This window comes from Priestia endophytica (genome assembly GCF_026790145.1).
In the GTDB taxonomy this organism is placed as follows: domain Bacteria; phylum Bacillota; class Bacilli; order Bacillales; family Bacillaceae_H; genus Bacillus_I; species Bacillus_I endophytica_A.
Window position 1 is genome coordinate 1 of sequence record NZ_JALAMS010000050.1, and the last position, 12,058, is coordinate 12,058.

At 33.4% G+C, this 12,058-nt stretch carries 14 protein-coding genes; 4 read left to right on the forward strand and 10 right to left on the reverse strand.

What is annotated here, in order from left to right:
- Nucleotides 1–158: 158 nt before the first annotated feature.
- The 4 genes from MOC86_RS24225 to MOC86_RS24240 all read right to left on the reverse strand — a co-directional run bounded on the left by MOC86_RS24225 (nucleotide 159) and on the right by MOC86_RS24240 (nucleotide 2,122).
- Nucleotides 159–773, reverse strand: coding sequence for a hypothetical protein (locus MOC86_RS24225; RefSeq protein WP_268586477.1), 615 nt, complete (start codon nucleotides 771–773; stop codon nucleotides 159–161).
- 181 nt (nucleotides 774–954) lie between these two features.
- Nucleotides 955–1,200 carry a hypothetical protein gene (locus tag MOC86_RS24230; RefSeq protein WP_268586478.1) on the reverse strand — a complete coding sequence of 82 codons (246 nt, stop codon included), beginning with the start codon at nucleotides 1,198–1,200 and terminating at the stop codon, nucleotides 955–957.
- Between the two features lie 287 nt (nucleotides 1,201–1,487).
- The gene (locus MOC86_RS24235; protein WP_268586479.1) at nucleotides 1,488–1,763 is read right to left on the reverse strand and encodes a hypothetical protein; all 276 of its coding nucleotides are present in this window, start codon (nucleotides 1,761–1,763) and stop codon (nucleotides 1,488–1,490) included.
- Between the two features lie 164 nt (nucleotides 1,764–1,927).
- Nucleotides 1,928–2,122 (reverse strand): hypothetical protein, encoded by a 195-nt coding sequence (locus tag MOC86_RS24240; RefSeq protein WP_268586480.1) that lies wholly within the window; start codon nucleotides 2,120–2,122, stop codon nucleotides 1,928–1,930.
- Between the two features lie 470 nt (nucleotides 2,123–2,592).
- Between MOC86_RS24240 and MOC86_RS24245 the strand changes: the two genes are divergently transcribed.
- Nucleotides 2,593–3,333 carry an endonuclease/exonuclease/phosphatase family protein gene (locus MOC86_RS24245; RefSeq protein ID WP_268586481.1) on the forward strand — a complete coding sequence of 247 codons (741 nt, stop codon included), beginning with the start codon at nucleotides 2,593–2,595 and terminating at the stop codon, nucleotides 3,331–3,333.
- A 259-nt stretch (nucleotides 3,334–3,592) separates the two neighbouring features.
- Here the strand turns inward: MOC86_RS24245 and MOC86_RS24250 are convergent, their stop codons facing one another.
- The gene (locus MOC86_RS24250; protein ID WP_268586482.1) at nucleotides 3,593–4,435 is read right to left on the reverse strand and encodes a metallophosphoesterase; all 843 of its coding nucleotides are present in this window, start codon (nucleotides 4,433–4,435) and stop codon (nucleotides 3,593–3,595) included.
- Nucleotides 4,436–4,610: 175 nt separating this feature from the next.
- Between MOC86_RS24250 and MOC86_RS24255 the strand changes: the two genes are divergently transcribed.
- The 3 genes from MOC86_RS24255 to MOC86_RS24265 all read left to right on the forward strand — a co-directional run bounded on the left by MOC86_RS24255 (nucleotide 4,611) and on the right by MOC86_RS24265 (nucleotide 7,775).
- Nucleotides 4,611–5,753, forward strand: a complete 1,143-nt coding sequence (locus tag MOC86_RS24255; RefSeq protein WP_268586483.1) for an MGDG synthase family glycosyltransferase — start codon at nucleotides 4,611–4,613, stop codon at nucleotides 5,751–5,753.
- 217 nt (nucleotides 5,754–5,970) lie between these two features.
- Entirely contained in the window at nucleotides 5,971–6,582 is a 612-nt protein-coding gene (locus MOC86_RS24260; RefSeq protein ID WP_419146677.1) for a DUF2238 domain-containing protein, read from the forward strand.
- A gap of 524 nt (nucleotides 6,583–7,106) precedes the next feature.
- The gene (locus tag MOC86_RS24265) at nucleotides 7,107–7,775 is read left to right on the forward strand and encodes a phosphatase PAP2 family protein (protein WP_268586485.1); all 669 of its coding nucleotides are present in this window, start codon (nucleotides 7,107–7,109) and stop codon (nucleotides 7,773–7,775) included.
- Between the two features lie 421 nt (nucleotides 7,776–8,196).
- Here the strand turns inward: MOC86_RS24265 and MOC86_RS24270 are convergent, their stop codons facing one another.
- From MOC86_RS24270 to MOC86_RS24290, 5 genes are all read right to left on the reverse strand, one after another.
- On the reverse strand, nucleotides 8,197–9,771 hold the full coding sequence (locus MOC86_RS24270; protein WP_326847760.1) for an alkaline phosphatase family protein: 1,575 nt from the start codon (nucleotides 9,769–9,771) through the stop codon (nucleotides 8,197–8,199).
- A gap of 287 nt (nucleotides 9,772–10,058) precedes the next feature.
- Nucleotides 10,059–10,631: a YkoP family protein gene (locus tag MOC86_RS24275; RefSeq protein ID WP_326847761.1), complete on the reverse strand. Its 573-nt coding sequence runs from the start codon at nucleotides 10,629–10,631 to the stop codon at nucleotides 10,059–10,061.
- 113 nt (nucleotides 10,632–10,744) lie between these two features.
- Complete coding sequence (locus tag MOC86_RS24280; protein WP_268586486.1) at nucleotides 10,745–11,605, reverse strand: DUF421 domain-containing protein; 861 nt, start codon at nucleotides 11,603–11,605, stop codon at nucleotides 10,745–10,747.
- A 32-nt stretch (nucleotides 11,606–11,637) separates the two neighbouring features.
- Nucleotides 11,638–11,844, reverse strand: a complete 207-nt coding sequence (locus MOC86_RS24285; RefSeq protein ID WP_268586487.1) for a DUF1657 domain-containing protein — start codon at nucleotides 11,842–11,844, stop codon at nucleotides 11,638–11,640.
- Between the two features lie 12 nt (nucleotides 11,845–11,856).
- Nucleotides 11,857–12,058 (reverse strand): SpoVA/SpoVAEb family sporulation membrane protein (locus MOC86_RS24290; RefSeq protein ID WP_268586488.1); only part of this gene is annotated, 202 nt, incomplete at its 5' end.

Consider the following 12,058-nt stretch of genomic DNA (forward strand, 5'->3'; position numbering starts at 1 on the left):
AAAAGATAAATGCAAAATTCGAGCCTTTAATTATCCTTTGTTTTGTTCGCTTCTTTCTCTAATAAACTAATGCTCAAAACAGCTTTATAAAGCACGAAGAAAAGTATTAAATCTATAACAAATTAATGGATCAGTAAACCCTTCAAAATCCTCATTAGTTAATCCTTATCAAAATTTGTACCATAGGACTTCTTAATACTTTTTTGAGAATCCGTCTCCCAAAATTTCTCGTTTTCCAATTCGTAATCTTCATGTTCTTTGGGTTCACGATATATGTAGCACAATTTTTTATCATCAGGATCTTCTAACATTTTTTTGTAATCTATAACAAAATATATTGGTCCTGAAGATATACAACCTGCAAAAATTGTGGCATTTAAGCTTGGTTTATTTACTGAAACTAACTCCTCATCTGTCTCACCTTTATTATTAATTAACTTAAGAACAATAGTGGATGAATGTGAATATTCTCCGAATTCTACATTAAAGGTGTATCCCTTAGTAAGAAGTTCAATTTTAAATTGCTCATCTTCATTTAGTGAATCAAAAATTTCATTAATCTTTTCAAAGTTGTCAGCATAGAAGGTTTCCCACGCCTCAAATGCCTCGACTTCTGCTTTTTCTAGAGTATCCATTAAATCATTATATACAACATCTAAAGGATGCCCCTTCTTCTCCACAGGTTTAAAACTTTCATAGAAGAAACCAGCTATTAATTCAAGGGCCTCGTTGGTAACTACTAATACTTCATGGAAATCAAGTAATTTATCCATCCCAAAATGTGTTACCTTATTCCTTATATTCCCCATTAACTCCAAAGTTTTATATTGATTCTTTGATAACTCAAATATAATACTTAACCTTTTAATACATTCAATGTAGTCTATTGTAAGAATATTAACTTGATCGGAAATTAATTACATACCAATCAAGAGGTATATCTTTTTCAGTTTCTCACCTGTGATGTAAAAGCTTCAATAATGTTTCATTAGACAAGTCTCTATAAATTAAAAGTTCATTTTCACTGCTTAATAATTTTTTGCTAAACAATTCTAAAGCATTGTGAAAGCTGATTACTGCCATTTTTAAATAACCACGATTCCACAAACTGTATTTATCTTCTAAGTCTAAATATTTATTATAGAATTCAAGTCCAAACTTCAAAGAATCCACACCATTATCTAACAATTCTAGTCTCATAAAACTCCTCCGTTTAATTAATGGATAAATATATACCGTTAAAACATTAAAACTTAATTTTTTTTAATAAGATGACATTATTTCTAGTCTATTACCCCTTATAAAAATACAAATTTAACCATTAATAGAAAAATATATCATAAAACTTAATTTTTTTGTGAAATTATTAAGATTAATAAACTAAATCTTTTACAGAAACAATACAAATTAATCTATCTATATTTTCTAATAGTATGTAGCAAAAGTAAACCAACATCTACACAACAAAAAAGTCGATCTGTCCTACATTAAGCAGGGCATCGACTTTTTTGTTGTTCAAAGAAATGATTCATTCGTTCCCTATCAGATAGGGCCTCTTTACCTTCCATAATAATGAGGATATTCCGATTCTTTAAGGTTAAAATAAATGAAATGAATTTTGGTAATTGGTTAACTTCGCACGTTCTTCCATTCATAACTAAGTAAATCTTGCTTTTAACCGTTTGACATAGCTGGTAAAGCTCTAAAGTCTTCTCTAATGTAAACGATGGGAGGAACACTTTAGAGGATACAATATGTTTCATTTCATCATTCCCTCTTTCTTGGTTCATTCCTATTCTCATATTCTAATTAAATTATAAAGGCTTTTGTAAGCGTTATCGATAATGTTGATATATAAATTTACATCAAAACCATTCAAAAAGTTACTTTAGGACCATTTCCACCTTCATTCATTTTCTTCCTTCGTTTAAAGCAATTGTTGTTTCATCATAATCCAATAAAATAAAATCCAAAATTCCTTAGCATAGGAACTTTCGGCTTTATTCATAAGGATCTTTTCTTTCGCTCGATTGGCAACAGACTGATCGACTGACTTGTTTATATGTACCTTCACGATGTTTGTATCATTATTGTTGTTTGTACTGGGGTTCTTCTTGTTCAATTTATTGAACCCGTGGAGAGAGACTATCTACAATCACTTGTGTTTATTGAACTGCTTGTTGATTATTAGTACCAAGCGCAAAAGTCTCGAAACTAGCTTATACGCTTTTTAATCTAGCTAAAGTTTTTTTTACATCATTATTACGGTCATGATGGATTCCTCCTTGGTTTTATTATATGCAGCTATGTTGAGTAGAAAATAGAACAAAGCCTCTAGAAAACTTACTTATAAAGTTCGCAAAGCCTGATAAAATTATTCCCTTAGAGGGTAAAAAAAGCACTTGATGAGGTCCTCTCATTATGTTGAATTTTTCTTGTTAACTTACATTTATTATATGGCATTATAAAATTTTCAACTGTGGAAAAAATATAAACAGGTTTTTTGTTAGAAAACCATTAATTCAATAAAAATGCATATAAGACAAGATATCAAGAAGTTCATTTTCCAACAAATATAAGCAGGTGAGTAACATGTATGTAAAGGTTTTGACTTTTAATATACACCACGGAAGAGGGAAAGATAAAAAACTGGATTTGCAGCGAATTAGTAATGTCATAAGAAAAACAGATGCGGATATTATTGGCCTAAATGAGGTAGACAAACACTTTTCAGAACGAAGTGATTTTATCGATCAAGCCCTTTTTCTTGCACAAGACTTAAATATGGAGTATGTATATGGCCCCGCTGTTTCAATTGAAAAACCAGGAGAAAAGAACAAACGTCAATTCGGAAATGCATTATTTACCCGTTTTCCCATTGTTAAATCTCAAAACCATCCTTTTGATTTTTTACCGAGAATAATGGAAGACCGGGCATTACTGGAAGTTAAATTGAAAATAGATAAGCAGGAAGTAACCATACTTGTTGTGCATTTAAGTCTTACACCTTTTCTTCGTCAAAAAGAATCAGCATTTATCCTTAAAAAGATTAAAGATAACATTACCCCATCTATTGTTATGGGAGATTGGAATATGAGTCCCGTTTCCAAAACAAGGAGAAAGGTCACTCAATATTTAAAGGATGTATGGGTTGAAAATAACCTTAAAAATAAAGGCGGAAACACATTTCCATCTGACCATCCTATAAGAAGATTAGACTATATTTTTGTTTCGAAGGAATTTGAAGTAATAGACTCTGAAGTTATCACGATAGACAAGAAAGCTTCCGATCATTTGCCCTTTATGACAACCATAAAATTAACTAGCGAATAATATTTGGCATATAGCTCTCCAATACTCATCTTGTCTGTACTATTCCTTTTATTCTTTATATGTAAGAAAAGCGCAAGCGCCTTGTTTAGCCCCGACAAGCATAAGACGTTCATGGATCGAAGGTGTTCTTTATCTTCTATTCATGAGTGGCTTATAACCTCGAGAAGATAGGCACTGGAGCTAGACACAAAAACTAAGTTCAAGAACTTATACTTTCTTATATTGTTAAAAAGGACTGTTAACGATTATGTTAACAGTCCTAGCTTGCAGGTAGAGATTCATGATTATTATATGATATTGACAATTGATGCAAAGTAATTTCAGGACGGCTTCCAATCCGGATATTTATCCCAGTTTGGCCCAATCCCTCATTTATATAAAAAGGTTTTCCGTCGTGAACATGCATTCCTTTTATCATGTTCATTTTTACAAGTTTCCCCATTTTCATAAGATGATACGCTTTCGGGTAACAAATTTGTCCACCATGGAAATGTCCTGCCATTAAATAGTCAAAATGATAATTTTTCATATTAAGGACGATATTGGGGTCATGAGTTATCACTAAGTTGGTCCCATTTGTGATGTTTGCAAATGAAGCCTCCAAATCACTCCGCCCTGTACTGCAATCATCAATGCCGATGATATTTACCGTTCTTCCTTCAACTGAAATCACCTTATTTTCATTTTGCATTACTTTACAGCCATGCACTTCTAGGATCTCTTTTAAATTATTCAAGTCATCTTTACGTAAAACATAATCATGGTTACCAAACACAGCATACATTCCATATTTTACATCTAATTGATTTAAAACCTTCAAATATGGAATAAGCTTAGGAATTGTACGTTTTCGGTCGAGGAAATCTCCTGTAAGGGCAATTAAGTCAATTGTTTCATCCTTTAACTTTTCGTGAAGCTCATCGGGGGTAATGGAAATGTTTTCGAGGTGCATATCGGAAAGCTGCAGTATATTTAATACGGATTCTTGTTTATCTGTTTGGTTTATTTCAATTCGATTGATTATGATGTCCTTTGTATTCTTATATGCTCTATTAAATAGATAAAAAAGGACACCGAGTAAAGCTATAAACAATAAAATCATTAACTTCTTCACTCCTCTCACTCTCAATACAATTATACATGAAAAACCTTCTCTTTCTTTCGGTAATTGATGGAACTAGAGACATGGTTCTTTTTACCTTGTCCATTTTATGAATATGAAAAAAAAAAGAAAGAAAAATAAGAAAGAAAATCATTAATGAATTTGGAGAGAAGAAATGGAACCACTTACTGCAAATAAAACGATCTTGTTCTTACCATTCTTACAAATCCCTTCAGGTCATCATCATGTTGCAAAAGCATTATCGGAAGGGGTACAAAAAAATCAACCACATATAAATTGTGAAAGTGTAGATATTCTATCATACAGCTATGGGAAAATAGAATTCCTTGTATCAAAAATTTACCTTAAATGGATTCATACATTCCCTGAGTTATATAGTTTAATTTACCGAAGTACCGTTTATAAAAATGTTAAAAACAACAAACGCTATCGACTTTTTGAATTGCTTTTCTTAACATTTATAAAAAAATTATTGAAGGAGAAAAAGCCTGATTTTATTGTTTGCACTCATGCTCTACCATCCTATATACTCAGTTATTTAAAGGAAAAGGAAGAGTTAACAATACCGGTTATCAACGTATATACCGATTATTTTATTCATCAACTTTGGGGAACTCAGCATATTGATTATCATTTTGTTACTTCCCTCGATATGAAAGAATTTCTAAAGCAAAAAGGAATAAAAGATGAACAGATTTTTGTTACAGGCATCCCGGTTCATAATAAAATTAACAAACAAAAAGAACCTTTAACAGAGCGAGAAGCTTCTTCTGCATTGAAAATATTAATATCAGGAGGAAATCTCGGTGCCGGAACGATAGAAGAGTTAGTAAAAAAAATAAGTACTAATAGTAAAACTCATTTTTATGTATTATGCGGTACAAATAGGAAATTATATAAAAAGCTTAATGGACTGCCTAACGACAACATAACACCCTTAACGTATATCACATCCAAAGAAAAAATGAATGAGCTCTATGATCACATAGACGCAATTGTTACGAAACCTGGCGGGGTTACAGTAAGCGAGTGCCTGTATAAACGAAAACCTATTTTTATCTATCATGCACTGCCGGGGCAAGAAGAAATCAATATGAAGACGCTTGAAAAACTAGGGGTAATTTTTCAATTAAAAGGTTGGAAAGAAGAAAGATCATTAGAGGATCAAATATATTCATTTTTTAAGGACCACAAACAACTTCAAAATAATCAAAACCGTATTGCAAAATACCATCAGCATCTTATTACAAAAGAGCCCGCACAAATTATTGAGGAATTAATGACTGACCATAATTAGGAGGAAAAGACGTCATGATTGCTAGGAATTGAACTACCCCACTTAGCAAGCTTGAAGTGGGGCTTATATTCGTAAAGAATATAAGCCCCTTCCGATAAAACTATACAGTAAAGAATGATTCTTAAATAAATTCCAAACAGCATTACCCAGGGAACAGGAGAAAGACCTGGAAAATTTGTCAATAGGAGTGACAAAAGTGATTAAAGGAAAAAATAACATGATTCATTTATTTTTACTATTGTTTGTTACTGCAGTTTTCATATGGTCAATGATCAAACCAGTAGGGAGATATTTGACGTGGGCATTGGAAGTCAGTCCTGCCGTGGTCGGGCTGATTATTGTAATTGCAACTTACAATAAATTTCGTCTCACTACCCTTTCCTATACTATTATTGCAATTCTAGCCATCCTTATGTTCGTCGGCGGTCATTACACCTACTCAAAGGTTCCCTTATTTAATTGGATAAAAGATGTTTTCAATTTAAAACGAAATCACTACGATCGATTTGGACATTTGCTAAAAGGTTTGTTTGCAATTGTAATAAGAGAAATATTATTACGGAAAACGCAAATAACCAAAGGCCCTTGGTTATTTGCCATTATTACAAGTATTTCGCTTGCAATCGCTTCCTTGTACGAAATCATTGAATGGCTAGTTTCTAAAATAACAAAAGGAGGAAAAGCAGCTAAAGACTTTTTAGGCACGCAAGGCGATATTTGGGATACACAGTGGGATATGTCGTTTGCTTTAGTTGGTTCGATTCTTGCATTACTCATCCTTTCAAAACTACATAACAGGCTGCTAAAAAAAGAATTACTAAAAGATTGAACCACGTTTTGTATAGGTTATTAAACAATAAGTTGAAATAAGGGTTTTTAGCTGAATTGTTGGTTTGAAACAAAGTCGTACCGTTTTAAAGAAAGTTATACTGTTTGTAAAAAAGTTGCATTCCCCCTTTTGAAAAAGTCATCTAAAGGGGGTTTTTATAATGAAAAGAAAAGGAATCTCTGAATTGAAAAGTGGATTAAGGAACTGTTGGGTGACAACAGTTGGCGATACCTCCAGTAGAGTTGTTCCATTAAAGGGCCATTTATTTAATTGAGTAAGGCTTATTGAGCTAACTGAGGAGTTTTGATTTATTATTTCTTTTCTTTAGGGCTGGAAGATTTACTTTGTTCCAACACTCATATGGAATAGTATTTTGTATTGGATGCAAAATATTGTAGAGAATAGCGTTTATTTAAATAGTAAAGGCGAGGGATGTATACGGTTCGTACTTTTGTGGTGACAAACGATTGCGAGAATGACTGTATAGAATCCTTTTGGAAAAAAGTACCTAAAGAGGTGTAAAGATGCTGCTAAAACAATTTACTCCATCCACAAAAAGGTTTATTATATATGCCTTTTGTATGTTGATTTTTTCAATTTTTATCTTTTGGAAATTTGCAGATGAGCTTGTAGAGGAGGAATTACACACTTTTGATATAACGATCATTGATTGGGTACAGTCCTTTATATCCGATAAATTAACCAGAATCCTTGAAACATTAACTTTCTTAGGTTCTGCAAAAGCAGTAATAGCCATTTCGGTTCTTACCATTATCTTAATGTTGTTCAATAAAAAATGGTGGGAAACCTTATTTTTCGTAGTGGCAGTATCAGGTTCTTCTCTTTTTAACTTATTGCTTAAGTTTATTTTTCAAAGAACAAGACCTTCCATCCATCCACTTATAACAGAAACCGGTTATAGTTTCCCAAGTGGTCATTCTATGGTTTCATTTGTACTTTACGGAATGATAACTTATTTCCTAGTTCTCTTTTATGTAAAGAGGTTCGTCAAAATCATAACTATCCTTTTCTTCTCTCTTCTTGTGTTACTCATTGGCGTTAGTAGAATATATCTTGGTGTTCATTATCCGAGTGATGTTCTGGCTGGTTTCGCAGTAGGCGGGACATGGTTAATTATTTGTTTAATTGTTTTAAAAATAATTTTAGAAAATAGACAAGGAAATATGGAATAACATTATACAAATAGTTTTTGGGCCGATTAATTTTACAAATCATAATCTGTGGTGGAGCAGAGCCTCATAATGGAGATTTATGAGATGTTTTCTTATCTAATTTCTCATACTTTCGTTCTTCCGGAATACAATTAGGTGCTTCAAAGGAATAAGGGTCACAGAAATGATCAAACTTTTTTATAAAAGAATACTTTAATTAAATATATGAAAAGCTTGTTTTGATCAATCTTTTTTCAAAACAAGCTTTTTCTTTTTGTTCGTTTATCAAGGTTATTAATGTCAATTTGATAAAACTTTATTTTAAACCAACATGAATACACACGAATCTTAAAAATCAACATTGGTCTTTAACAGAGCCATTTGTTAAAGAACGAAAAAGTTTTTTCCACACTATTTCTTTCCTTCAGGATTGATGACAGTTTCACTCATTCAAAATATGTAAAATCCATTCTTTTACATCAACCATTCTCAAGTGTTTCGGTTCGAGTTCTGTTCCGGTTACAATCATAGGAAAGTATGTGTCTTGTTTATGCAACGATCCATGGCTTGCTCCCCCTACATGTTTCGGAGATCCTTCTCCGATGAATTCAAAGCCAGGTTTCGTATTAACTACGAGGAAGTTACCTGTATGTGAATAGAAAGAACTGTAAAGGCGTGCAAGTGCATCTGGATAATCCCCATATACGATAGAATGACCGTTTTTTATCGTAATATCTAAAATTTGAGTATTCCCCTCTATTTTCCAACTTTGGCCATATTGATCACTAAATTCCCCAGTCTGTTGGAAAGAAAATACTCCTCTCTTATCTCCTGATAAAACTTTTACTGTATTCCCTTCCTTCCAGGCAGTGATGTCAATACGCTTTTCCTTTTGAAGCTGTTTAGCAATAAACTCGTGTTTAATCGATTCATCTAGAATATAGATAAAAGACATTCGTTCATTCAATCCGAGTACAATTTGATCCTGCTTCTGAATTGGTTTGCTAATCTTATGAATTTGATAGTCTTTTAACACTTTTCTTAAATCAACTAAGGCTCTTTCCTTATCGTTTACAATTGAAGTTTGGCCACTATCCCCCATTACAATCCACACGTTATCCTTTAACGCTTTTTCCCAAGTCGCATATTGATTAAAGAGGGTCTGTAGCCGTTTATCAGCCTCTTCAATCCCCTTCGTTTCATTCACACCTTTTTTATGAACTTTTTTATCGTTATCCGAAAAATAAACCAATGAAAAGGATGGGACTCTATCTTGTTCGATTAAATATTTTAATTCTTCCGTTGCATATTTATCATTAAAACCGAACCCTTGCCAGAAGTTTGTATACCTATTCTTCGGATTTAATTTAGATAAAATGCCATAAGAAAAATAAGAAGGTGCTTTAACAGAATCATTTTTATTCAAAAAGTGAAATACTTTTAATAACTTTGGAACATGCAGTATTTGTGTTTTGTTTCCGCGAAAAACGAGTGTATTGATTGAAGCTGATTGTAATCCCTTTTCATCTATTTCCTCATGAATCGTTTTAACCTGATCACTTAAGTGCTGTTCATTTAAATGAAACATGCTCTCTTCAAAGACTTGTTTCGCTCCTAATTTCAAAATTTCTCTCTTGTCACTCCCATAACTAATAAAACGTTTTTTATGTTCATCGTACCAAACGAGTGCAGGTACTTTATGTTTATCAGCATACGTTCCGGTTAAAAGTGTGCTATCAATTGTAACTGACATCGTCGGGTAGCTACTTACCATGCTTGGATAATAGCGTCCATTATTGATTAAAAATTGTAAAGCAGGTGCTTCTCCTTCCTTTAGAGCGGATTGAAGTGGCTTATCCATGAGAGAGTCTATTATGATAAGAATGACCTTTTTGGAAGGAGAAACATGCGGCAAATCAAATTGATGATTTGACTCTCCCAGCTTCCGTTGTAAATTGAAATAAATAATAACAAATAATAAAATTAAAATAACGATTATACTAATAATATATTCCAAAATTTTACTCCTTGTATTATTTTTATAGAACTCCATGGATATATCGTGTCTAATTCTTTCAAATTTATTCTTAAATGCTGCTAATTTTCAAGGTAGATACATTTATCCCACACTTAACGGGCAGTAAAACCACCCAAGAACAATTCTTCTCTGGGTGGTTTAGACGATTTTCGCTGTTTTCTCTTTTTTATCTGAGCTCGACAAAAGCGTTAGAGTGTGACACGTAATTCTGGGTGACTTTCTATGTGAATGTTCAATTCCGTCTTTCTCTACCACTTATGAAAGGTTCACTTTATGTGAAATCCGTACTTCGTTAATAAACTTCCCTTTGACATAAATAAATACTTGGGAGAAGGGGTTTTTCGATTTTTAGGAGGCCGTTTTGGTGTTGAAAGCAGATAAATTGGATAGAGGGCCAGTTGTTTGAACCATTTATACGTACGGCTCGAAATAGTGTAAGGTTCAAACCCTAAACGTTCGCAGCCTTTATTTAGCATCGTAATCCCGATAATTCCTTTAATTTCCTTCTCATTTTCATGCTGTTGAATATATAACGCAAGATGAGGCAATGATTCTTTTACTTTTTTATAAAGGATCATTGTTTTCCTTAGATCATTATCAAACCATTGCAGTTCTTTTAATAAGCGAACATTGTGCAAATGGATTTTAATAAGAACGTCGTTTTTTTTAATTATCGTTCCATCTGAAAGAGTGACTTCACGACCTTTATAGCGCGTTAGTCTTACCCGAAAAATAGTTGCATTTTCTCTCGTTTGTTCAATGTAGTGTAAACGAGTGCATAAATAATACAACGGGTCAAGTGTACTCCATGCTGATATAAAGAACAATCTCATTCGCATTGTTTTTTCTCCTTGTAAGTATCGTTAAAAAGGTCAAAAAGATACCTTTTTGAACCTTCTCAAAATATTGCTGTACAATGGAGGGGCTTTCTTTGGATTCTTTGTGATCCTATTTATCCTCTTAAAATAGGAGTGACTTTATCAATGACTTCTTGTAACTTTTCACTATTTTTGCTATACATATGCTTAGCTTCCTTTACTTCTGTTCCAAGGGCAAATAGTTCTAAATCCGCCTGGCATTTTTTCAATGTTGAAAGCATTAACGGCTTTTCTTGAGGAGGTGGGACTTGAAGTTTATCATCAAAAAGGTCAATCGTTAACTGTCCATAAGAATCCACTTGCCCCAGAAAGACATTTTCAATCGTAACCCCTTGTTTTTCCAATTCGGTTTTCAACCAACGCCGACTTCGTCCCACCGTAGACAGTGGCTCATCTAATATTACGCCATCCATAATGACAGTCTGGGGTTCCTTGATGGGGGCAACCTTTATGTTTACATCTTTCGCGGTTACAGGCTGGTTTTCTTTCTTTAGCAATACGCTCAAATCACCAGTCGGCTCTAGTACCGCAAATTCAACATCTGCTGCCTGAAAGACATTCTTCTTCCGAAGCAATTCCAACAATTCATCGGTTGTATATTTTTCCTTTTTTAAATTATCTTCCATGACCTTTCCATCTTTAATAAAAACCGTTGCCTTTCCTTCTATAAAATCACGAAAACCTTTACTTTTTAAGGAAAGCAAACCGGCGAGAAAAGGGATGGCTGCAAAGATAACAATGCCAAGTATCCCATTAAAAATGTTCCGTTCCAGTCCCATGCTTACTTCTGCTCCTATGCCACCAATGGTGATTCCTGTAACATATTCGAAAAAAGAAAGTTGAGACAGTTGTTTTTTTCCTAACCCTTTAGTAATCAAAAACAGAACAATCAAAAAGATTAATGACCTTACGACTACATCTAACCAATCAGGCATTTCTTAACACCTCTCATAAAGGAATGTTGATTTCAAAAGCCTTTGTACTGAAATTCTTCTCGTTCTAATTCTCCCACACGTTTTTTTAAATCTGTTACCACTTCATGCACGACCATCATCGAATCATGCAACGTACGTTTCGATTCATGGTCCTCCGTTCTTAATGCTAAACTGGATAAACTAGCTTCTATCCCTTTAAGGTTAGCCAAACATTGTTTCACTTCTGATGCGATTGTCATCTTCTATTCTCCTTATCCTTTTGGTTTAAAAAGTATAGCGCCAATCATTCCGAAAATAATGGCAGCTGAAATCCCCGCACTTGTCACTTCAAACATCCCCGAAATGACACCCACTAACCCATGTTTTTCGGCTTCTTGCATAGCTCCGTGTACAAGAGAATTGCCGAAACTTGTAATCGGAACTGTAGCTCCTGCTCCTGCAAAATCGATAAAA